This window comes from Pseudomonas sp. SIMBA_041 (assembly GCF_046535095.1).
In the GTDB taxonomy this organism is placed as follows: domain Bacteria; phylum Pseudomonadota; class Gammaproteobacteria; order Pseudomonadales; family Pseudomonadaceae; genus Aquipseudomonas; species Aquipseudomonas mucoides.
In genome coordinates this window covers 718,638-741,250 of sequence record NZ_JAWRXJ010000001.1, presented here as the reverse complement: position 1 = coordinate 741,250, position 22,613 = coordinate 718,638, and the positions used below count along the sequence as shown (strand labels likewise).

17 protein-coding genes and 1 tRNA gene are annotated in these 22,613 nt (G+C 58.4%); all 18 read left to right on the top strand.

From position 1 onward, the window contains the following. The first annotated feature begins 158 nt into the window (after positions 1 to 158). The 18 genes from rpsU (at position 159) to SB725_RS03330 (ending at position 22,559) form a co-directional block, all read left to right on the top strand. Positions 159 to 374 carry a 30S ribosomal protein S21 gene (gene rpsU, locus SB725_RS03415; RefSeq protein ID WP_002551877.1) on the top strand — a complete coding sequence of 72 codons (216 nt, stop codon included), beginning with the start codon at positions 159 to 161 and terminating at the stop codon, positions 372 to 374. 482 nt (positions 375 to 856) lie between these two features. Then, complete coding sequence (dnaG, locus tag SB725_RS03410) at positions 857 to 2,833, top strand: DNA primase (protein WP_410921268.1); 1,977 nt, start codon at positions 857 to 859, stop codon at positions 2,831 to 2,833. A 67-nt stretch (positions 2,834 to 2,900) separates the two neighbouring features. Next, positions 2,901 to 4,748 (top strand): RNA polymerase sigma factor RpoD, encoded by a 1,848-nt coding sequence (gene rpoD, locus SB725_RS03405; RefSeq protein ID WP_027926717.1) that lies wholly within the window; start codon positions 2,901 to 2,903, stop codon positions 4,746 to 4,748. A 122-nt stretch (positions 4,749 to 4,870) separates the two neighbouring features. Further along, entirely contained in the window at positions 4,871 to 8,617 is a 3,747-nt protein-coding gene (locus tag SB725_RS03400; protein WP_027926716.1) for a bifunctional diguanylate cyclase/phosphodiesterase, read from the top strand. Between the two features lie 15 nt (positions 8,618 to 8,632). Continuing rightward, positions 8,633 to 8,709 (top strand) — tRNA-Ile (locus tag SB725_RS03395). 236 nt (positions 8,710 to 8,945) lie between these two features. Further along, a complete protein-coding gene (locus SB725_RS03390) occupies positions 8,946 to 10,082 on the top strand; it encodes a hypothetical protein (RefSeq protein ID WP_410921291.1) in 1,137 nt (378 codons plus the stop codon). After that, positions 10,079 to 10,453, top strand: a complete 375-nt coding sequence (locus tag SB725_RS03385) for a hypothetical protein (protein ID WP_059182069.1) — start codon at positions 10,079 to 10,081, stop codon at positions 10,451 to 10,453. Before SB725_RS03390 ends, SB725_RS03385 begins: the two co-directional genes overlap by 4 nt. A 292-nt stretch (positions 10,454 to 10,745) precedes the next feature. Further along, entirely contained in the window at positions 10,746 to 11,414 is a 669-nt protein-coding gene (locus SB725_RS03380; protein ID WP_410921266.1) for a hypothetical protein, read from the top strand. Positions 11,415 to 11,590: 176 nt separating this feature from the next. Then, positions 11,591 to 12,052, top strand: a complete 462-nt coding sequence (locus tag SB725_RS03375) for an Lrp/AsnC family transcriptional regulator (RefSeq protein WP_027926714.1) — start codon at positions 11,591 to 11,593, stop codon at positions 12,050 to 12,052. Between the two features lie 221 nt (positions 12,053 to 12,273). Then, positions 12,274 to 13,956: a flavin monoamine oxidase family protein gene (locus SB725_RS03370; RefSeq protein WP_027926713.1), complete on the top strand. Its 1,683-nt coding sequence runs from the start codon at positions 12,274 to 12,276 to the stop codon at positions 13,954 to 13,956. A gap of 12 nt (positions 13,957 to 13,968) precedes the next feature. Further along, entirely contained in the window at positions 13,969 to 14,763 is a 795-nt protein-coding gene (locus SB725_RS03365; protein WP_027926712.1) for a carbon-nitrogen hydrolase family protein, read from the top strand. 48 nt (positions 14,764 to 14,811) lie between these two features. Beyond that, a complete protein-coding gene (pqqF, locus tag SB725_RS03360) occupies positions 14,812 to 17,235 on the top strand; it encodes a pyrroloquinoline quinone biosynthesis protein PqqF (RefSeq protein ID WP_410921265.1) in 2,424 nt (807 codons plus the stop codon). Between the two features lie 155 nt (positions 17,236 to 17,390). Continuing rightward, positions 17,391 to 17,465 carry a pyrroloquinoline quinone precursor peptide PqqA gene (gene pqqA, locus SB725_RS03355; RefSeq protein WP_009045898.1) on the top strand — a complete coding sequence of 25 codons (75 nt, stop codon included), beginning with the start codon at positions 17,391 to 17,393 and terminating at the stop codon, positions 17,463 to 17,465. 76 nt (positions 17,466 to 17,541) lie between these two features. Continuing rightward, the gene (gene pqqB / locus SB725_RS03350) at positions 17,542 to 18,453 is read left to right on the top strand and encodes a pyrroloquinoline quinone biosynthesis protein PqqB (protein ID WP_027926710.1); all 912 of its coding nucleotides are present in this window, start codon (positions 17,542 to 17,544) and stop codon (positions 18,451 to 18,453) included. 136 nt (positions 18,454 to 18,589) lie between these two features. After that, complete coding sequence (gene pqqC / locus SB725_RS03345) at positions 18,590 to 19,342, top strand: pyrroloquinoline-quinone synthase PqqC (protein WP_027926709.1); 753 nt, start codon at positions 18,590 to 18,592, stop codon at positions 19,340 to 19,342. After that, entirely contained in the window at positions 19,339 to 19,614 is a 276-nt protein-coding gene (gene pqqD, locus SB725_RS03340; protein ID WP_410921264.1) for a pyrroloquinoline quinone biosynthesis peptide chaperone PqqD, read from the top strand. Before pqqC ends, pqqD begins: the two co-directional genes overlap by 4 nt. Further along, positions 19,586 to 20,761 carry a pyrroloquinoline quinone biosynthesis protein PqqE gene (pqqE, locus tag SB725_RS03335; protein ID WP_410921262.1) on the top strand — a complete coding sequence of 392 codons (1,176 nt, stop codon included), beginning with the start codon at positions 19,586 to 19,588 and terminating at the stop codon, positions 20,759 to 20,761. Before pqqD ends, pqqE begins: the two co-directional genes overlap by 29 nt. Continuing rightward, entirely contained in the window at positions 20,727 to 22,559 is a 1,833-nt protein-coding gene (locus tag SB725_RS03330; protein WP_410921261.1) for a S9 family peptidase, read from the top strand. The genes pqqE and SB725_RS03330 overlap by 35 nt, the downstream gene beginning before the upstream one ends. Positions 22,560 to 22,613 lie beyond the last annotated feature (54 nt).

The following is a 22,613-nucleotide window of genomic DNA, read 5'->3' as shown; positions in this document are numbered from 1 at the left end:
ATAGTCGCCATGTGATGCCCCGACCAGCGGTTTTCGATCAGAGGCTTTGCATTCCAAGCGATGAGGGGTTAACATCCGCAACCCTTAAAAACCGACGTCTTCAAGTGCTCTTTTGCCGCGAGGATGTTGACCCCGGTAATGAATGAAGGTAGCTCTGGATGCCAGCCGTCAAAGTAAAAGAGAACGAACCCTTCGACGTAGCTCTGCGTCGTTTCAAGCGCTCCTGCGAAAAAGCCGGTGTACTGGCTGAAGTTCGTAGCCGCGAATTTTACGAGAAGCCAACTTCTGAGCGTAAGCGCAAAGCAGCAGCCGCTGTTAAGCGTCACGCGAAGAAAGTTCAGCGCGAACAGCGCCGCGCCGTTCGTCTGTACTAATACACAGACGATCGTAGCAAGCTTCTGCCAAGCCCGGCTCCAAGCCGGGCTAATGGCATTTGCGTAAAACGCTTGATGCTTCACCGTCGAAGCCGCAGATGCGACCGAGACAAATCTGCTTCACAGCGTCAGACCTGGCTCTTTTGCCAGCGGTGCACGTCTTTTCTGACGAGCCTTCCAAGGCTACTGACGAGCACACCCACTGATTCCTCTCACGACGATCAGCCCAAGGCACCTGCTTGCGTGCCCGCTTATTGAGCTATCCGAGGCCATCGACAGGCCGCAGCGGACTCAGCGCAACACTTTCAAACAGTCGATTACTGATTGGTATTAACGTCAGTGGATTTTCGGCAGATACACTCCCCGATAGCGATTACGCAGACGACACCGGTCGAGCCGCATCTTTTGCGCGCCTCAAGCAACGACCCACGTTCGGCCGCCCTTCGTTATAGGTCCCTTTCAGCGCAGATGACGAGAACGCCATGGCCGGGCTAATTCCCCAGAGCTTCATTGACGACCTTCTGAACCGCACCGACATCGTCGATGTGGTCAGCTCGCGCCTGCAAATGAAAAAGGCCGGCAAGAACTACACCGCTTGCTGCCCGTTCCACAAAGAGAAAACCCCGTCTTTCAGCGTCAGCCCTGACAAACAGTTCTATTACTGCTTCGGTTGCGGCGCTGGCGGAAACGCCCTCGGCTTCATGATGGACCACGACAACCTGGATTTCGTCCAGGCCGTTGAGGAACTGGCCAAAGCCGCCGGCATGGAAATCCCCCGCGAAGAAAGTGGCCGGCCGCACAAACCGCGACAACCAACCGATTCGCCGCTGTATCCGCTGCTCACTGCCGCTGCCGATTTTTACCGTCAGGCACTGAAAAGCCATCCATCACGCAAAGCTGCAGTGGATTACCTGAAGGGCCGTGGACTGACGGGAGAGATCGCTCGCGACTTCGGCCTCGGCTTTGCTCCGCCAGGCTGGGACAACCTGTTCAAACACTTGAGCAGCGATACCCTGCAACAAAAAGCCATGGTCGACGCCGGCCTGCTGATCGAGAACGCCGAAACCGGCAAACGCTATGACCGCTTCCGCGATCGCGTGATGTTCCCGATTCGTGACAGCCGCGGGCGCATCATCGCTTTCGGTGGCCGGGTACTGGGCGACGACAAGCCGAAATACCTGAACTCACCGGAAACCCCGGTATTCCATAAAGGCCAGGAACTCTACGGCCTTTATGAAGCGCGCAAGAACAACCGCAACCTCGACGAAATCATCGTCGTCGAAGGTTATATGGACGTCATCGCCCTCGCCCAGCAAGGCTTGCGCAATGCCGTGGCGACCCTGGGCACCGCCACCAGCGAAGAGCATTTGAAGCGACTGTTTCGCGTCGTGCCTAACGTGCTGTTCTGTTTTGACGGCGACCAGGCCGGCCGCAATGCTGCCTGGCGCGCACTGGAAGCGACACTGCCCTGCCTGCAAGACGGGCGGCGCGCACGTTTCCTGTTCCTGCCGGAAGGCGAAGACCCGGATACGCTGATCCGCTCCGAAGGCACGGATGCGTTCCGTGCGCGAATCAACCAGCACGCGCAGCCTTTGGCAGATTATTTCTTCCAGCAGTTGACCGAAGAGTCGGACCCACGCTCGCTGGAGGGCAAAGCCCACATGGCCACCCTTGCCGCGCCGCTGATCGACAAAGTCCCGGGCGCGAATCTGCGCATCCTGATGCGTCAGCGCCTGACCGAAATTACCGGCCTCAGCGGCGAAGCGGTGAGCCAACTGGTGCAAAGTGCCCCTCAGGATGCGCCACCGGCATACGATCCGGGCATGGATTACGACGCCATGCCGGACTACAGCGACTACCATCAGCCGCAGTCACAAGATATGTATGTGCCGCAGCAGGAGTGGACGCCGAAGAAACCCGGCGCCAGCGGCAAGAAATGGGACAAGAAACCGTGGGACAAGAACGGCAAGCGCGCAGATCGTGACCAACCGAGCACCCCGCGCACACCGATTGCTGTCGAAGCGCCCACGCTGATCGCGCTGCGCACCCTCATTCATCATCCGGACCTGGCTGGCCGGGTAGAAACCGCCAACCATTTTGCCAATGAGAGCAATACCTACGCACAACTGCTCGTAGCCCTGATCGAGGCGGTGCAAAAAAATCCTAAGCTAAACTCAATTCAGCTAATGGCACGCTGGCACGGGACCGAACAGGGACGATTACTCAAAGCATTGGCAGAAAAGGAATGGCTGATTGCAGGCGATAACCTTGAACAACAGTTTTTAGACACCATTACTAGGTTATCGGCCGCTCAACACACGGATAGCCTGGAAGTACTTATCAGGAAAGCCAGACAGCCGGGATTGACCCCGGAGGAAGCAAATCAGATCGCAAATCAGATGCGCGACCTATTAAAACGCAATATGGCTGTATCAAACCCGACCTCAACTGGCGCGTGAGGTCATAGCTCAGGTATAATCCTCGGCTTGTTTTTTGCCCGCCAAGACCTTCAGTGGATAGGGTGTTATGTCCGGAAAAGCGCAACAGCAGTCTCGTATCAAAGAGTTGATCACACTTGGTCGTGAGCAGGGTTACCTGACTTACGCGGAGGTCAACGACCACCTGCCGGAGGATATTTCAGATCCGGAACAGGTGGAAGACATCATCCGCATGATCAATGACATGGGGATCAACGTATTCGAGGTTGCGCCAGATAAGGATTCCCTTATGCTGGCCGACGCCGATACTGACGAAGCCGCGGCCGAAGAGGCAGCAGCAGCGTTGGCAGCGGTCGAGACCGACATTGGTCGCACCACCGACCCAGTGCGCATGTACATGCGTGAAATGGGTACGGTAGAGCTCCTCACACGTGAAGGCGAAATCGAAATCGCCAAACGTATTGAAGAGGGCATCCGTGAAGTGATGGGCGCAATTGCGCACTTCCCTGGCACGGTTGATCATATTCTCTCCGAGTACACTCGCGTCACCACCGAAGGTGGCCGCCTGTCCGACGTCCTGAGCGGTTATATCGACCCGGACGACGGCATTGCGCCGCCTGCTGCAGAAGTGCCACCGCCGATCGATCCGAAAGCCGTGAAAGCGGACGACGACACCGACGACGATGACGCCGAAGCAACGGATGACGAAGAAGAAGCCGAAAGCGGTCCGGATCCGGTCATCGCAGCCCAGCGTTTTGGTGCTGTCTCCGATCAGATGGAAATCACCCGCAAGGCGCTGAAAAAGCACGGTCGTGGCAATAAGCTGGCAATCGCCGAGCTGTTGATCCTGGCTGAGCTGTTCATGCCGATCAAACTGGTTCCGAAGCAATTCGAAGGCCTGGTCGAGCGTGTTCGCAGTGCCCTGGATCGCCTGCGTCAGCAAGAGCGCGCGATCATGCAACTTTGCGTTCGTGATGCCCGCATGCCGCGTGCCGACTTCCTGCGCCAGTTCCCGGGCAATGAAGTTGACGAAAGCTGGACCGATGCACTGGCCAAAGGCAAAAGCAAATACGCTGAAGCCATTGGTCGCCTGCAGCCGGACATCATTCGTTGCCAGCAGAAGCTGACCGCGCTGGAAACCGAAACCGGTTTGACGATCGCCGAGATCAAGGACATCAACCGTCGCATGTCGATCGGTGAGGCCAAGGCCCGCCGCGCGAAGAAAGAGATGGTTGAAGCGAACTTGCGTCTGGTGATCTCCATCGCCAAGAAGTACACCAACCGTGGTCTGCAATTCCTCGATCTGATCCAGGAAGGCAACATCGGTTTGATGAAAGCGGTAGACAAGTTCGAATACCGCCGCGGCTACAAATTCTCGACTTATGCCACCTGGTGGATCCGTCAGGCGATCACTCGCTCGATCGCCGACCAGGCCCGCACCATCCGTATTCCGGTGCATATGATCGAGACGATCAACAAGCTCAACCGTATTTCCCGGCAGATGTTGCAGGAAATGGGTCGCGAACCGACCCCGGAAGAGCTGGGCGAACGCATGGAAATGCCTGAGGACAAGATCCGCAAGGTATTGAAGATCGCTAAAGAGCCGATCTCCATGGAAACCCCGATCGGTGATGACGAAGACTCCCATCTGGGTGACTTCATCGAAGACTCGACCATGCAGTCGCCAATCGATGTCGCCACCGTTGAGAGCCTTAAAGAAGCGACTCGCGAAGTCCTGTCCGGCCTCACTGCCCGTGAAGCCAAGGTTCTGCGCATGCGCTTCGGTATCGACATGAATACCGACCACACCCTTGAGGAGGTTGGTAAACAGTTCGACGTGACCCGTGAACGGATTCGTCAGATCGAAGCCAAGGCACTGCGCAAGCTGCGCCACCCGACGAGAAGCGAGCATTTGCGCTCCTTCCTCGACGAGTAATAACAGAACCCCCGGCCCAGGCCGGGGGTTTTGCTTTATGCAGATTAAATCCCTCGCACCTCCCCCCTGCCGCCTAGCCCGTCTACACTCGAAGCATTCCCCCGAGCCATAACGAGACCGTTATGCCCAGACTGCCGACCGTGCTTTTTTTGCTGTCGCTGATGACCTGGACCGCAACGGCTGGCGCGCTGACTCTGACTGATGACGAACGTAGCTGGCTGACCGCACACCCGGATTTGCGCCTGGGCGTGGACGCGTCGTGGCCGCCATTTGAGTTCCGCGATGAACAGGGCCGCTATCAGGGCCTGGCGGCGGACTACATCAATGTGATCCGCCAACGCTTGGCCATCAATCTCACGCCCATCGAACCGGTCAGCTGGACAGTTGTGCTGGAACAGGCCAAGCAAGGCAAACTGGATATTTTACCGGGCATCATGTCGACCCCGGAGCGCCAGTCGTACCTGTCGTTTACTCGCCCCTATCTCGACTTCCCCATTGTCATCCTGGCCCATGTCGGCGGCGCGCAACCGCACAAACTCGAAGACCTTTACGGGCTGAAGATCGCCGTGGTGGAAAACTATGCGCCCCATGAGCTGTTGCGCACCCACCACCCCGACCTGAATCTGGTGCCGATGCACAATGTGAGCTCGGCGTTGCAAGCATTGGCCACCGATGAAGTGGACGCGGTGGTGGGCGATCTTGCGTCCAGCGTCTGGAGCCTTCGCCAGCTCAAACTCGAAGGACTTTATGTCAGCGGCGAAACCCCCTACCGCTATCAACTGGCAATGGCCGTGCCTCCCGGCAACAAGGTGTTGGTCGGCATTCTGGACAAAGTGCTGGCGGACATGAGCCCGAGTGAAATCAGCGCCATCCAGGAACATTGGGTGGGCAACGTCCTGGATCATCGAACCTTCTGGTCGGATTTACTGGTCTACGGCTTGCCGGGGCTGCTGTTTCTGACGGTCATGCTGGCCGTGGTCATCCGGATCAACCGTCGACTGAGCTCTGAAATTGCGCGCCGGGTCGACCTCGAACAGGAACTGCGCAGCAGCGAGTACCACTATCGCGGGCTGGTAGAGAGTTTGTCGGCCATCGCCTGGGAAGCACGGATCAGTGATTTCACCTACAGCTACGTCTCACCCCATGCCGAAGAGCTCCTCGGTTATCCCCTGTCTCACTGGCTGATTCCGGGCTTCTGGCGCAACATCATCCACCCCGCGGACCTGACCCGGGCGCAGGCTTTCTGCGATCACGAAGTACTGGCCGGGCGCGATCACAGCGTCGATTACCGGGTCATTACTGCTGATGGTCGCTGCCTGTGGGTGCGCGATATCGTCAGCCTGATCGAGCACGGCCATGAACCGATCATGCGCGGGCTGATGATCGATATCAGTGATGCCAAGCGCACAGAAGAAGCGTTGAGTCTGTCCGAGCAAAAATTTGCTTCGGTCTTCCAGCAATGCCCGGACATTCTGGTGATCGCCCGACTGTCCGACGGCTGCCTGCTGGAAGTGAACAAAGCGTTCGAAGAGCAAATCGGCCTCAGGGCCGAAGACGTCATCGGCCAGACCGCCACCGACCTCAACATCTGGGGCATTCCCGGCGTAGGGCCGGGGCTGTTGCAGCGATTGCAGGCCGGCAGCATCCGCAACCTGGAGATGCCTTTTCGCCGCAGTAACGGCCACGTGTTCACCGGCCTGATTTCCGCCGAGCCTTTCGATCTCGACACCACCCCAGCCCTGGTGGTGGTGGTGCGCGATATCAGTCAGCTCAAGGAAACCCAGCAACAACTGCAAACCTCCGAAGAGAAATTTGCCAAGGCCTTCCACGCCTCCCCGGACGGATTGTTGTTGTCGCGCCAGAGCGACGGGTTGCTGCTGGAGGTCAATGAAGGTTTTAGCCGCATCACCGGCTTCAACAGTGCAATGTCCGTTGATCGATCAGCCCTGGACCTCGGGATATGGGTCAACCTCAACGAACGCAAACAGATGCTCGACCTGTTGCACCGGGATGGCTTCGTCCGCGATTTCAGTTGCCACATCCGCCGCAGCGACGGGCAAATTCGTCTCTGCGAAGTGTCGAGCCGTCCTTTGCCTATTGGCGATGAAGACTGCATGTTGACCATTGCCCGGGACATCACCGAGCGGCACCTGATGCAGGAAAAGCTGCAACAGGCCGCCACCGTGTTCGAAAGCACGGCCGAGGGTGTGCTGATCACCGACACTCAACAGCACATCAGCGCCGTCAATCGCGCGTTTACCGAGATTACCGGCTACAGCGAGAGCGAAGCACTGGGCCACACCCCTCGCCTGCTTGCCTCGGGCCTTCACGACAGCGCGTTTTATGCGGCGATGTGGCACCAACTGACTGCAGAAGGCCACTGGCAAGGCGAAATCTCCAACCGCCGCAAGAATGGCGAGCTTTACCCGAGCTGGCTGACCATCAGCGCCGTGCGCAACCGGGACAAGTTCATCACCCACTTTGTAGCGGTGTTCGCCGACATTTCCAGCCTCAAACACGCTCAGGCCAAACTCGATTACCAGGCGCATCACGACCCGTTGACCGGCCTGCCAAACCGCACACTGTTCGAGAGCCGACTGCAGACCGCCCTAAACACCCAACAGGAGAATGGTGGCCAGGGCGCCGTGCTGTTCCTCGACCTGGACCGCTTCAAACACATCAACGACAGCCTCGGCCACCCGGTCGGCGACCTGCTGCTCAAAGGCATCGCGGTGCGCCTCAAGGAGCAGTTACGCGATATCGATACCGTCGCGCGCCTGGGCGGTGACGAATTCATCATCTTGCTGCCGGGCCTGCAACAGAACAGTGATGCCGACAACATCGCGACGAAGTTGCTCAATTGCTTCGGGGCACCGTTCCAGGCCGGTGAACACGAGTTTTTCATCAGCGCCAGTATTGGCACCAGCCTGTACCCCAAGGACGGCTGCGACGTCGCCACCCTGGTCAAGAACGCCGACGCCGCGATGTACCGCTCCAAGGCCAAGGGACGAAACCGGGTCGAAAGCTACACGCGCGACCTCACCGCACAGGCCAGCGAACGCGTGGCCCTGGAACATGAATTACGCCGCGCCATCGAGCGCAACGAACTGTTCTTGCACTACCAACCGAAAATCAGCCTCGACGACCATCGACTGGTCGGCGCCGAAGCGCTGATTCGCTGGCATCACCCGACCTTCGGCATGGTGCCGCCAGAACACTTCATTCCCCTGGCCGAAGAAAACGGCATGATTCTGCAAATCGGCGACTGGGTGCTCGAAACCGCCTGCCGGCAAATGAACGAGTGGAATCAAGTGTATGAATGCCTCGGCCCGCTCTCGGTCAACCTCGCAGGCGCCCAATTGCGTCAACCCAACCTGCTGGGACGGATCGAGCAACTGCTCAAGGACAGCCATCTGCAGCCCGGTTTTCTGCAACTGGAGATTACCGAAAACTTCATCATGAGCCAGGCCGAAGAAGCGCTCGAGGTGTTGCACCAACTCAAACAGCTGGGCGTGCAACTGGCCATCGACGACTTCGGTACGGGCTATTCATCCTTGAGCTACCTCAAGCGCCTGCCGCTGGATATTCTCAAGATCGATCAATCGTTCGTCCGCGGCCTGCCTGACGATCCGCATGATGCAGCCATCGTTCGCGCGATCATCGCCCTGGGCCGCAGCATGCAATTTACCGTCATCGCCGAGGGTGTGGAGACCCTGGCCCAACAGGAATTCCTCGCCGCCGAAGGCTGCGAACAGATCCAGGGTTACATCGTGAGTCCGCCTCTTCCCGCCGACGAATTCGCCGCGACGTTTCTTCGTATGGCCGTATCGGATTTTTCGGATAGCACAGCCGAGAAACCGTCGCTATAATCCGCGGCCTACTGAGGGCCTATAGCTCAGTTGGTTAGAGCAGAGGACTCATAATCCTTTGGTCCACGGTTCAAGTCCGTGTGGGCCCACCAAACAAATCAAAGGCTTACGTCTAATCGACGTAGGCCTTTTTTGTTGGGCGCTGGTTTTCGTACCTGTATGAAGTCTATAAAACGCACCTGCCGCCTGTATGGGGCTCATGACAGTGGATCAGGCGTTTCAGCATTACATTTGGGATTTGTCCTACAGCCAGCACTTGATCTTCCCGGCAACGTCGATGGTGCCCAGCTATAGGCTGGAATTCCCCAAGGACGAACACGGACGATTCATGAGCGAATACGGAAACGTACCGAAACCCGCCCTATCCAACGCGCCAAGAGATAAGCGGTATCGCGGCGGAGAGCCTGTCGACCTGCATGCCAAACATTGGACAGAGCATCCGGAGGCTGTTGCAGCAAAAAAATCAGCGGAACCCGGTTTTTACATCGTGCAGGAACTGATACCGCGATCCACGCTAGAAGCGATTCTTTTTGATAAGGCTGATGGAGCCACGCTTCAGAAGTTCAAGCGACTCAACCCGCACTTGACCGGCTACGCCAAGCCCGGTCAACTGATTATCTTGAGCGATCCGAATAATCAGCAATGCACGCGTGAAGAAGCACTGCTGACAGAAGCTGCCCAGAAGGTGGACGCGGCACTCAAGCCCATGAGCGATGCGGAAGCCAGCTTCATGATTCGTCACCGGGATTCGATAGAGTCCATGCTCTCTCTAGGATCAACGTCAATCGGTGTTGGCGAATCAATCTTCGCGAAGAACCTGGGAGACGTGAATACCACGCTGAAAGATATCGAGGCCCTGCATCAGAAAAGTTTCCAGCGTGACGGTCACTTGCGCAGCCCTGAGTTCTTTACTGAACGAGCACGACTGTTTACACGGCTTGATAGCCAACTCACCTTCTTGACTAAAAAAGGCATTGGCTTCCCTGACCATCCGAGCTTGAAAACAGCTCTGGGGATTTCCAGCAAAAGCTTGGTTCATCACTGGAGTTTGGCGGGCGCTCCAAGCCAGATTCCCGGTTATGCTACTCACGTAGAAGGTGTCGCCAAAGCAACCAAATTTGTTAAATACGGTGGCTGGATTGGTACAGCTATCGGTGGTGGAAGCTCATATTTTAAGGTTCAAGATGTGTGTAAAGCAGGTAACACCGAGGCCTGCAAGAAAATCAAATTCACAGAGACAGGCAGTTTTGCCGGTGGTGTTGGTGGTGGAGCTCTCGCAGGTGCAGCTTTAACAAGTTCAACTGTCGGAGCACTATGTATTGGACTAGGGGTTCCAACGGGAGGTTTAGTTACGTTGGCTTGTGGTGTTGTGGTTGTCGGGGCTGGATCTTTTGCCGGAGGTGCTTTGGGCGGTATCGGCGGGGAAGCAATGGCTGAAAAAATCTATGAGACCGTTATTAAATGAGCTTGAACATCGCCGATAAAATATTTTTGGCTGTTGGATTGATCGATTTTGCAGGGATATTTTTTTGCCTCGGGTTCGCACTCTACCTGTACCACACCAAGATGGACGAGATGCTGGACCATTTCAAAAATAGCCGTTCGGTTGCTCCACCCAAGTACGGTGGTCCATTAGGAAAGATACGGGCTGTCATGAATATCGCCTCCTTCCTGACGTTCCCTTCTCTTCGTAAGTACTCCGGCGCCCGAGAGGAAGACATCGACAACTTCCCTCCACGGCTCAAGGGGAAGTTGGTCATGTTGTATTGGGGAGTAATAGGACTTCTATTGGTAATGGTTGCTCTTGCAGCAGTGGTGAAGCTCGGCCTCGTCTAGCCGTCTGGCGCACCTCGATCTGCCCGCAGGGCATTAGGCACCAAGCGTTCGAAAGCGACGGTGCTTTCGCCGCGACCTGCGCGGACCGCGACGGAATCCGAGTAACAGCACTCCACAGGATGGTGCCTCGATCATTCGGGGCCGTCAGTTCATCGTCACGGTGTGTCGCGACTCACCCTCCGATAGGCGACATGGCACTCACTGCTGGCCAATCACCATCAACGTTGTGTATGGTCGCGTCTCATCGTCGAAGGATGACGTTCGACTCAATCGAGACAAAAGGAATTTGCAGATGAACAAAGCCATTTCTTCCAGCCTGTTTACAGCATTGATTGTTGTAGCCAGCCCTGCGATTGCCCAAGCAAAAGCCAGTGTCGCCGATGTTTTTAATGGAAAAATGTTGGGCACCAATCTGCGTCACTTTGAATCGGTTGCCGGCGTCGCACGTGAGAGCTTGGGCGATCATCACTCTTATGAGATTCAAGGCTGCCAAATCACGGCGACTGCCGGTGGCGGCACGATCAGTGAACTGCGCATGGAGCTTTCGTCGACCTGCCAAGCCGATTTGAAGTCCTTCATTGGTGAATCGTTCGCTCCGGCTGCCAACAAGCCCCTGACCTTCGGTAACTTCCAGCAAGCGGCTGGGGACCTGAATTTCTACGCGGACTGCCTGACCATGTGCGGCAACGCTGCCGATCCGTCGGTTTTTGCAAAATGGGACGGCCCGCGAGCAGTGGACTTTCGTCAGGTGTTGCTGGAAGTTGTGCTGGTCAGCGATCAGGCGCTAAAGGCCTCTAACCAGTGGCAGGCCAGCATGACCAAGGTCAAGGGCGAAGATTTTGTAACAGACACCCGCTTCAACTGTGAGAGAGATTTCGACGCGCAGGCACAGCAAAGCTTTTCCGCTGTGCAAGTCACTGCGATTACCATCGGTACTGAACTGCCGACTCCTGGCTGCTGAATTGGCCAATCAGAAAAGCCGCGCAAATGCGCGGCTTTTTCATGCCCGTGATTCAGCCGTCACTTGGGCAATGTCTATGCAATCACATAGCCCAAGTTCGAATATCGCCCACAAGCGTCGCGCCAAACGAGCCTGTAACATGTTCAACCATTGTTCCACGCCACTGGAGACGCCCCTTGCCTGACACACGCCCACCGGTTCTTGACGAGATCGACCGCCAGTTGATCGCCGCCCTGCAGATCAACGCCCGCGAGAGCGTGGCCATGCTGGCCCGGCAATTGGGTATCGCTCGCACGACCGTCACCTCACGATTGGCGCGACTGGAAAAGACCCGGGTCATCACCGGTTATGGGGTGCGCCTCGGTCAGCGCGTGGTGGATGGCGGATTGCAGGCGTACGTCGGGATTACCGTGCAACCGCGCTCGGGCAAGGAAGTGCTGCGTCGGCTCAGTGCGATGGCGCAGGTTCAGCAGTTGTGTGCCGTGAGTGGCGAATTTGATTATGTGGCGTGGCTGCGGACTGACTCGCCAGAGCAGCTGGATCAGTTGCTGGATCAGATCGGCAGTGTGGATGGGGTGGAGAAGACGACGACGTCGATTATTTTGAGTAGCAAGATTGATCGGGGACAGCCGGTATGAGGTTTTGCCGATAGCTCTTTGATGTCTGGGCGGGCCTAATCGCGAGCACGCCCAGCCCCCACATTGACGGTGTGTAGCATTTAATCGTCATTCTGATCAAACAATTATCAAAACGACGACACATTGCGTCTTATTAACGTGTTCTACGCTCACTAGAATGGCTGCCATCTTTTCCTATACTCAGACGCGCATCCTGCGTCGGGTCGCCAGCAAGGTCAGCCATGAACAAGAACAATCGCCATCCTGCAGACGGTAAGAAACCAGTCACCATTTTCGGTCCGGATTTTCCTTTCGCCTTCGACGACTGGATCGAACACCCGGCGGGCCTGGGCAGCATTCCTGCGCACAACCACGGTGCCGAAGTAGCGATTGTCGGCGCGGGCATCGCCGGTTTGGTGGCGGCCTACGAGTTGATGAAGCTGGGCTTGAAACCCGTCGTCTACGAAGCCTCGAAGATGGGCGGTCGTCTGCGCTCCCAGGCGTTCAACGGGACCGATGGAATCATCGCCGAATTGGGCGGGATGCGCTTCCCGGTATCGTCTACCGCGTTCTATCACTACGTCGACAAACTCGGCCTGCAGACCAAGCCTTTTCCGAACCCGCTGACGCCCGCGTCGGGCAGCACGGTGATCGACATCGAAGGCAAAACCCATTACGCACAGAAACTGGCGGATCTTCCTGCACTGTTCCAGGAAGTGGCTGACGCGTGGGCGGATGCACTGGAAGCCGGTTCACAGTTCGCCGATATCCAGCAAGCGATCCGTGACCGTGACGTGCCGCGCCTCAAAGAATTGTGGAACACCCTGGTTCCGCTGTGGGACGACCGCACCTTCTACGACTTCGTCGCGACCTCAAAAGCCTTCGCCAAACTCTCGTTCCATCACCGCGAAGTGTTCGGTCAAGTCGGCTTCGGCACCGGCGGCTGGGACTCTGACTTCCCGAACTCGATGCTGGAAATTTTCCGGGTGGTGATGACCAACTGCGATGATCACCAGCACCTGGTCGTCGGCGGCGTCGAACAAGTCCCGCAAGGCATCTGGCGCCATGTGCCAGAACGCTGCGTGCACTGGCCAGAAGGCACCAGTCTCAAGTCTTTGCACCGAGGCGCGCCGCGCTCCGGGGTTAAAAAAATCGCCCACGCCGCTGACGGTCGTTTCGCGGTCACCGACAACAACGGCGACACCCGCGAATACGCCGCTGTACTGACCACGTGCCAGAGCTGGCTGCTGACCACTCAGATCGAATGCGACGAAACCCTGTTCTCGCAAAAGATGTGGATGGCCCTCGACCGCACCCGCTACATGCAGTCGTCGAAGACTTTCGTGATGGTCGACCGCCCGTTCTGGAAGGACAAGGATCCGGAAACCGGACGCGACCTGATGAGTATGACCCTCACCGACCGCCTGACCCGTGGCACCTACCTGTTCGACAACGGTGACGACAAGCCCGGCGTGATTTGCCTGTCGTACTCGTGGATGAGCGACGCGCTGAAGATGCTCCCGCATCCGGTGGAAAAACGCGTGAAACTGGCGTTGGACGCGTTGAAGAAGATCTACCCGAAAGTCGACATCGCCGCGCGTATCATCGGCGATCCGATCACCGTGTCGTGGGAAGCCGACCCGCATTTCCTTGGGGCCTTCAAAGGCGCCCTGCCCGGCCACTACCGCTACAACCAACGGATGTACGCACACTTCATGCAGGACGACATGCCGGCCGAGCAACGCGGGATTTTCATCGCCGGCGACGACGTTTCATGGACGCCGGCCTGGGTTGAAGGCGCAGTGCAAACCTCGCTCAACGCGGTGTGGGGCATCATGAAACACTTCGGCGGTGAAACTCACGCCGAGAACCCGGGTCCAGGAGATGTGTTCAACGAGATCGGTCCGATCGCCCTGCCCGAGTAAGAGGAATCCGAAATGCGCGTAGCCCTTTACCAATGTCCACCGCTGCCCCTGGACGTCGCCGGCAATCTGCAACGCCTGCATCAACTGGCGCTGGAGGCCAAAGGTGCCGACCTGTTGGTGGTGCCGGAGATGTTCCTGACCGGCTACAACATCGGCGTCGATGCGGTCAGCATCCTCGCCGAGGTGCACAACGGTGAGTCGGCGCAGCAAATTGCGCGCATTGCCAAGACCGCCGGGATTGCCATCTTGTATGGCTACCCGGAGCGCACCGAGGACGGGCAGATCTACAACGCCGTGCAGTTGATCGACGCCCACGGTGAGCGGTTGTGCAACTACCGCAAGACGCACTTGTTCGGCGACCTCGACCACTCGATGTTCAGCGCCGGGCAGGATGATTTTCCGCTGGTGGAGCTCAACGGCTGGAAGCTTGGCTTCCTGATTTGCTACGACATGGAGTTCCCGGAAAACGCCCGGCGCCTGGCCCTGGCCGGTGCCGAGCTGATCGTGGTGCCGACGGCGAACATGATTCCCTTCGACTTCGTCGCCGACGTCACCGTCCGCGCCCGCGCTTTCGAGAATCAGTGCTACGTGGCCTACGCCAACTACTGCGGCCATGAAGGCGAGATCCACTACTGCGGCCAGAGCAGCATCGCCGCACCGGATGGCAGTCGCATCGCTCAGGCCGGCCTGGATGAAGCGCTGATTGTCGGCGAACTGGATCGTCAATTGATGGCCGATTCACGCGCGGCCAATCGCTACTTGATTGATCGTCGTCCCGAGCTTTATGGCGACCTTAACAAGCGCTGATCCCCTGTAATCCGCTAGCATTAGCGCTTCTCTGTACTGGAAGTGCTCATGCCTGCGCTGAATCACCCCCGCCCCCACACTGAAACCCTGGCTAACGGCTTGCGGGTGACGCTGCGTCATGCCCCGAATTTGAAGCGCTGTGCGGCGGTGCTGCGCGTCGCGGCGGGCAGTCACGATGTGCCACTGGCGTGGCCCGGTCTGGCGCATTTTCTGGAGCATTTGCTGTTTCTCGGCACCGAGCGCTTTCCTGCAGGCCAGGGATTGATGGCCTACGTTCAGGGACATGGCGGTCAGGTCAACGCACGAACCAATGAGCGCACAACCGACTTCTTTGTCGAGTTGCCGACTCAGGCGTTTGCCGGTGGGCTGGAGCGTCTGTCAGACATGCTCGCTCATCCGCGTATGAATGCGGACGATCAGTTGCGGGAACGGGAAGTGCTGCACGCAGAGTTCCTCGCCTGGTCGCAGGATGCGGTGAAGCAACAGCAATTGGCGTTGTTCGATGGGCTTTCTTCGACGCATCCTTTGCGCGGCTTTCATGCCGGCAACCGCGATAGCCTGCCGGTGCCACAGCCTGAGTTTCAGCAAGCGTTGCAGGATTTCCATCAGCGGTTCTACCTCACCGGACAGATGACACTGAGCCTGGCCGGACCGCAGACTCTCGATGAGCTGCGTGAGATGGCTCAGCGTTTCGGTACCGGGATTCCAGTCGGGCAACGAGTCCCGCAACAAGCACCTGACGCGCTGATGAACGCTTCGCAAACAACTTATCACCAGGCTGGCGAGCGCCGGCTGGATCTTCTGTTCGCGTTCGAAGCGTTACCTGAGTCATCGCCTGAGGCACTGGCATTTCTGTGTCATTGGCTGAACGCCAAGAAACCCGGTGGGCTGGTGGCGACACTGCGAGAACAGGGTCTGGCCGACAGCCTGAACGCTGCGCCGCTGTATCAATTCGCCGGGCAAGCCTTGCTGCACATTGAATTCATAAACGCTCAATCGGAAAGCGTGATTCGCCAAACACTTCTCGACTGGCTGGGCTTTTTTGCCTCCCATCAAGACTGGCCCGGCTTGCGCGAAGAATACGCAGCCATGCTGCAACGCCAGCAGCAAGTCAGCGGTGCCTTGCAGTTGGCCCAACGGGACAGTGAGCAACTGGAGACCGGGTTATCCGCGCAGGGCGTTCTTGCTCTGAAAGACATCCTGAAGAAAATCGGTGCTGTGGATAACTTCAGCGGCGAATGGCAACTGCCGACGCCTAATCCGTTTTTACGCAGCGAAACGCCCGCGGCCAATGCCGGGCTGATTCGCGGCCAGACCAGCAAGCACCGTGGTCTGCGCACGTTTGCCCAGGACCGCTCACGCAGTCGTCGTGAAAACTCCCCAATGCAGTTCAGTTCGGCGCTGCCAGATAACACCGATGAAGGCGCGATTTATCTGCGCTGGCGACTCGACTTCACACCTCTTGCCAGTCTTCAGTCGACATTGGAGAACCAGTTGAAACCTTTGCGCGAAGATGCGCATCAGGCCGGTGTCGACTTTTCCTTCAGCGCATCAGGCAAAGAATGGCTGCTGAAGATGACCGGGCTACAGGCACCGATGCCAACGGTCCTCGAACACGCATTGAAAGTGCTGACCACGCCAACAGCAGATTTCTCACAGAATGAACCGCCAAACACCCCATTGATGCCGATCAAGCAACTGCTGAAGGCGCTGCCTGGTCTTTGCCTTGAACCCGCGGCTGACTCAGGGGATTTGCAGCAGCTTTGGTCGAACGCACGTTGGGAAGGTCTGGCCGTTGGCCTGTCGGCACAGACCCAAGCGGCGATGGGTTTGGCCCTGAGCCGCGTGCCCGGTGTTGCGGATCAACCATCGGCGCCGTCCTCGATCAACGCGCAGCGTCTGTGGACAACTCTCGACGCCGACTCCAGCGAACACGCGCTGTTGCTGTTCTGTCCGACCGCCACGCAGGACATCGCCGACGAAGCCGCCTGGCGCCTGCTCGCGCACCTGTGCCAGACACCGTTCTATCAGCGCCTGCGGGTGGACTTGCAACTGGGCTATGCCGTGTTCAGCGCCTTGCGCCAGATCCATGGGCAGACCGGGCTTCTGTTCGGCGTGCAATCACCGAGCGTTGCACCGGCTGGGTTGCTGGAACACATCGAACACTTTCTAAGCGACTTGCCAGGCATGATCGAAGGCATGGACGAGGCGACGTTCACCGCCCAACGTCAATCCCTGGCAAACCAATTGGACCTGAACACTCTGCCCGCCCCTCAGGCCGCCGAACTGCTCTGGCAGGGCAAACTGGCTGGCCACTCGTCGGATTATCTGGAGCGTTTGCCTGAAACCATTTTGCTGATCGATCGCGACGCATTACTGGGCGCGGCAAAGCGATTGAATCAAGCGCTCGGCGGATGGCGCTGCCTGGCCAGCGGCCCAAGCCCGAGCGCGGTTTGGCAAGCGACAAAATGATCATTACAGGCGCTGCAATTAGCTTTCTCAAAGTTTCACGGGCAACCACGCTGTAATTTTGAGTAACATAGCAACCTAACTATCTGAACATCTCCGGCTGGAGGTGGACTATATGTATAGACCTCAACTGTCCCATCACCTGAAGGAGCGCTCCCATGTCCTGGTCCAAACCCGCTTACACCGACCTGCGTATCGGCTTTGAAGTCACCATGTACTTCGCAAGCCGCTAATCTTTTTGTATCGCAGTGCCAACGCCTCGGCTCGCCGAGGCGTTTTTATTTTCAGTTTTCGAATGATGGAGCGGCCATGTTTGTCCAGATTCTAGGTTCCGCCGCCGGCGGCGGTTTCCCCCAGTGGAACTGCAACTGCGTGAACTGCGCCGGTTTTCGCGATGGCAGCCTGAACGCCAAGGCGCGGACCCAATCGTCCATCGCCATTTCCGATGATGGCGTGAACTGGGTGCTGTGCAACGCTTCGCCGGACATTCGCGCCCAACTCCAGAGTTTCGCCCCGATGCAACCGGGCCGGGCCCTGCGCGACACCGGCATTAGCGCGATCATCCTGATGGACAGCCAGATCGACCACACCACCGGCCTGCTCAGCCTGCGCGAAGGGTGTCCGCATCAGGTCTGGTGCACCGACATGGTCCATGAAGATTTGAGCACCGGTTTTCCGCTGTTCACCATGCTGACCCACTGGAACGGTGGGCTGGACTGGAACCGGATCGAGCTTGACCGCAGTTTCAGCATTGCGGCCTGCCCGAACCTGCGTTTCACCCCGCTGCCGCTGCGCAGCGCCGCCCCGCCCTATTCACCACACCGTTTCGATCCGCACCCCGGCGACAACATCGGCCTGATCGTTGAAGACCTGAGCACTGGCGGCAAGCTGTTCTACGCACCGGGGCTGGGCAAGGTCGACGCGCCGTTGCTCGAGATCATGGCCGGCAGCGATTGCCTGCTGGTGGACGGCACGATGTGGGACGACGACGAAATGCAGCGCCGTGGCGTCGGCACTCGCACCGGTCGGGAAATGGGCCATCTGGCACAGAACGGCCCCGGCGGCATGCTGGAAGTGCTGGAGCAATTGCCCAAGCAACGCAAGGTGCTTATCCACATCAACAACACCAATCCGATTCTGGATGAGGATTCGCCGGAGCGTGCCGAGCTGGTTCGGCGGGGTGTTGAAGTGGCGTATGACGGCATGAGTATTGTGCTTTAAGAGTCGAGACCGCTTTGCGGTCTATCGCGAGCAAGCTCGCTCCCACAGGTGACCGCATAACCCAGTGGGAGCGAGCTTGCTCGCGATGAGGCCGGCACAAGCGCTACACACCTACGGTCATACCCGGAGAACCGCAATGACCAACACCCCAATGTCCCCCGCCGAATTCGAGGCCGCCCTGCGCGCCAAAGGCGCCTATTACCACATCCATCACCCCTACCACGTGGCGATGTATGACGGTCGGGCGACCCGTGAGCAGATCCAGGGCTGGGTCGCCAACCGGTTCTACTATCAGGTGAACATTCCCCTGAAAGACGCCGCGATCCTCGCCAACTGCCCGGACCGCGAGATCCGTCGCGAGTGGATTCAACGCCTGCTCGACCACGACGGCGCCCCCGGCGAAGACGGCGGCATCGAAGCCTGGCTGCGTCTGGGCCAGGCCGTCGGCCTCGACCCGGATCAGTTGCGCTCCCAGGAACTGGTCCTGCCCGGCGTGCGTTTCGCCGTGGATGCCTACGTCAACTTCGCCCGCCGGGCCAGTTGGCAGGAAGCCGCCAGCAGCTCACTGACCGAACTGTTCGCACCGCAGATCCACCAATCGCGCCTGGACAGTTGGCCACAGCATTACCCGTGGATCGACCCGGCCGGCTACGAGTATTTCCGCACTCGCCTGGGCCAGGCGCGTCGCGATGTGGAACACGGTCTGGCGATCACCTTGCAGCACTACACGACGCGGGAAGGCCAGGAGCGCATGCTGGAAATTCTCCAGTTCAAACTGGACATTCTTTGGAGCATGCTCGATGCCATGAGCATGGCCTACGAACTGAAACGCCCGCCGTATCACAGCGTGACCGAACAACGGGTCTGGCACAAAGGAATCACCTTATGAGTTTCGACCGCAGCAAGACCCCGACCTGGCGAACCGGCTACCGTTTCCAGTACGAACCGGCGCAGAAAGGCCATGTGCTGCTGTACCCGGAAGGCATGATCAAACTCAATGAAAGCGCCGCGCTGATCGGCGGCTTGATCGACGGCGAACGCGATGTCGCTGCGATCATTGCCGAACTGGACAAGCAGTTCCCCGGCGTGCCCGAGCTCGGTGAAGACATCGAGCAATTCATGGAGGTCGCCCGTGCTCAGCACTGGATCGAACTTGTCTGATTCCGCGTCAGGCACGTTACCGCCCAAACCGGAAATCGGCCTGCCACTGTGGTTGCTGGCCGAGCTGACCTACCGCTGCCCGCTGCAATGCCCGTACTGCTCCAATCCACTGGACTTCGCCGAGCAAGGCAAAGAACTGAGCACAGAACAGTGGATCAAGGTGTTCCGCGAAGCGCGGGAGATGGGCGCGGCGCAGTTGGGCTTTTCCGGTGGTGAACCGCTGGTGCGCCAGGACCTCGCCGAGTTGATTGCCGAGGCGCGCAAGCTGGGTTTCTACACCAACCTGATCACCTCTGGCATCGGCCTGACCGAACAGAAAATCAGCGACTTCAAGAAGGCCGGCCTGGACCATATCCAGATCAGCTTTCAGGCCAGCGATGAGCAGGTGAACAACCTGCTGGCCGGCTCGAAAAAAGCCTTTGCGCAGAAGCTGGAAATGGCCCGCGCGGTGAAAGCCCATGGCTATCCGATGGTGCTGAATTTCGTCACCCATCGGCACAACATCGACAAGATCGACCGCATCATCGAGCTGTGCATCGCCCTTGAGGCGGACTTCGTCGAGCTCGCCACCTGCCAGTTTTACGGTTGGGCGCAGCTCAACCGGGTCGGCCTTTTACCGACCAAGGAACAACTGGTCCGAGCCGAACGCATCACCAATGAATATCGCGCCAAGCTCGAAGCCGAAGGGCATCCGTGCAAGTTGATTTTCGTCACGCCGGACTATTACGAAGAGCGGCCGAAAGCCTGCATGAACGGTTGGGGCAGCATCTTTCTGACGGTCACGCCGGACGGCACCGCCCTGCCCTGCCATGGTGCCCGGCAGATGCCGGTGCAGTTTCCCAACGTGCGCGACCACAGCATGCAGCACATCTGGTACGACTCGTTTGGCTTCAATCGCTTTCGCGGTTACGACTGGATGCCCGAACCTTGCCGTTCCTGTGACGAGAAAGAAAAGGACTTCGGCGGCTGCCGCTGCCAGGCGTTCATGCTCACGGGTGATGCGAGCAATGCCGACCCGGTGTGCAGCAAATCCGAACATCACGGCGTGATCCTCAAGGCCCGCGAAGAAGCCGAGCACGCGACCCAGACCATTGAACAACTGGCCTTTCGCAATGAACGAAACTCACGCCTCATCGCAAAAAGCTGAGCCCTTCAGCGCGGCTAAAGCTGTCGCTGCCGGTGTCGATTTTGCCGAGTTGCAGGTCGGCCGCAATGGCTTGCTCTGGAACGAATACCGGCCTGAAGACGCCGCCTGCCGGATCTGGCATTGGCGCGATGGCCAGGCACATTGCCTGACCCCCGCGGGTTTCAGCGTACGCAGTCGGGTGTACGAATATGGCGGTGGCGCGTTTTGCCTGACCGATGACGGGATAGTGTTCGTCAACGAGGCGGACCAGCAGTTGTATCGGCAATCGCTGAAGGGTGAAACGCCCGAAGGGCTGACCTCAGGCGGATGCCGTTTCGGTGACCTGCAATTCGCCAACGGACAGGTTTTAGCGGTTGAAGAGAACCACGACCGGCATCGATTGGTGGCGATTGATGTGAAGGACGGCACGCGTCACCTGTTGGCAGAAGGTGCCGACTTCTATGCAGCGCCAACCCTGAGCCCAGACTCGCAACGCCTCGCGTGGATCGAGTGGAGCCGGCCGGATCAGCCCTGGACCGCGACGCGGCTGATGGTTGCCGAACGTCAGAGCGATGGCGGGTTTGCATCGCCACGCTGCGTGGCTGGCGAGGGTGTTCAGGAATCACTGCAACAGCCTCGATTCGATAACAGTGGTCGACTGCTTTGTCTGACGGACCGTGGCGGTTTCTGGCAGCCATGGGTGGAGTCTGCAGACGGTTTGAGCCCATTGCCCTGTGCCGCAGCGGATCATGGGCCGGCGCCCTGGCAACTCGGTGGTTGCACCTGGCTGCCTTTGGGTGAAGACAACTACCTGGCCAGTTGGACCGAACAGGGTTTCGGCCGCCTGGGTCTTTGCGGTGAAACCACCGAAGAGTTCACCAGTGACTACAGTCGCTTCCGCCATCTGGCACTGGATGAGCAGTTCATTTATTGCATCGCTGCATCGCCAATCAGTTCATCGGCGGTGATCGCCATCGACCGCCACAGCCGACAGGTCAAGGTACTGGCCGGCGGGATTGCCCCGTTACCCGCCGAGCTGATCAGCGTCCCGCAAACCCTGTGCTACCCGAGCGGTTCAGGTGAAGCCCACGGTTTCTACTATCCAGCAATGAACGGGGATGCAACGCCGCCGCTGGTGGTGTTCATTCACGGCGGCCCAACATCGGCGTGCTACCCGATGCTCGATCCGCGCATTCAATACTGGGCGCAACGCGGTTTTGCCGTGGCCGATCTCAACTACCGAGGCAGCAGCGGCTATGGTCGGGCTTATCGCCAGGCACTGCATTTGAGTTGGGGCGACGTCGATGTTGAAGACGCCTGTGCGGTGGTCGCCCATCTCGCCGAACGTGGATTGATCGACGGTGGAAAGGCGTTCATTCGCGGCGGCAGTGCTGGCGGCTACACCACTCTTTGTGCGCTGGCGTTTCAGAAGGTGTTCCGCGCCGGCGCCAGTTTGTACGGCGTCAGCGATCCCGTGGCATTGGGGCGTGCCACACACAAATTCGAAGGCGATTATCTGGACTGGCTGATTGGCGATCCGGTGCTGGATGCTGAGCGCTATGCCGCGCGCACGCCGCTGCTGCATGCGAGCAACATCGGCGTGCCGGTGATTTTCTTTCAAGGGGAACTGGACGCCGTGGTCGTGCCGCAACAGACCCGAGACATGGTTACGGCGCTGCGGGACAACGGCATTCTGGTTGAAGCGCATTACTACGCAGACGAACGCCATGGCTTTCGCAAGGCGGGCAATCAGGCGCATGCGCTGGAGCAGGAGTGGTTGTTTTATCGGCGGGTGATGGAGCTTGGGGACACTGCCTGATTAGCAGCGCGAGCAAGCTCGCTCCCACAGGGATTTCTGTACACCTTAGATCCA

Bases quoted from the DNA above. Each gene is read 5' to 3' on its own strand.
- rpsU (WP_002551877.1), top strand. From the start codon at position 159: ATGCCAGCCGTCAAAGTAAAAGAGAACGAACCCTTCGACGTAGCTCTG.
- dnaG (WP_410921268.1), top strand. From the start codon at position 857: ATGGCCGGGCTAATTCCCCAGAGCTTCATTGACGACCTTCTGAACCGC.
- rpoD (WP_027926717.1), top strand. From the start codon at position 2,901: ATGTCCGGAAAAGCGCAACAGCAGTCTCGTATCAAAGAGTTGATCACA.
- SB725_RS03400 (WP_027926716.1), top strand. From the start codon at position 4,871: ATGCCCAGACTGCCGACCGTGCTTTTTTTGCTGTCGCTGATGACCTGG.
- SB725_RS03390 (WP_410921291.1), top strand. From the start codon at position 8,946: ATGAGCGAATACGGAAACGTACCGAAACCCGCCCTATCCAACGCGCCA.
- SB725_RS03385 (WP_059182069.1), top strand. From the start codon at position 10,079: ATGAGCTTGAACATCGCCGATAAAATATTTTTGGCTGTTGGATTGATC.
- SB725_RS03380 (WP_410921266.1), top strand. From the start codon at position 10,746: ATGAACAAAGCCATTTCTTCCAGCCTGTTTACAGCATTGATTGTTGTA.
- SB725_RS03370 (WP_027926713.1), top strand. From the start codon at position 12,274: ATGAACAAGAACAATCGCCATCCTGCAGACGGTAAGAAACCAGTCACC.
- SB725_RS03365 (WP_027926712.1), top strand. From the start codon at position 13,969: ATGCGCGTAGCCCTTTACCAATGTCCACCGCTGCCCCTGGACGTCGCC.
- pqqF (WP_410921265.1), top strand. From the start codon at position 14,812: ATGCCTGCGCTGAATCACCCCCGCCCCCACACTGAAACCCTGGCTAAC.
- pqqB (WP_027926710.1), top strand. From the start codon at position 17,542: ATGTTTGTCCAGATTCTAGGTTCCGCCGCCGGCGGCGGTTTCCCCCAG.
- pqqC (WP_027926709.1), top strand. From the start codon at position 18,590: ATGACCAACACCCCAATGTCCCCCGCCGAATTCGAGGCCGCCCTGCGC.
- pqqD (WP_410921264.1), top strand. From the start codon at position 19,339: ATGAGTTTCGACCGCAGCAAGACCCCGACCTGGCGAACCGGCTACCGT.
- SB725_RS03330 (WP_410921261.1), top strand. From the start codon at position 20,727: ATGAACGAAACTCACGCCTCATCGCAAAAAGCTGAGCCCTTCAGCGCG.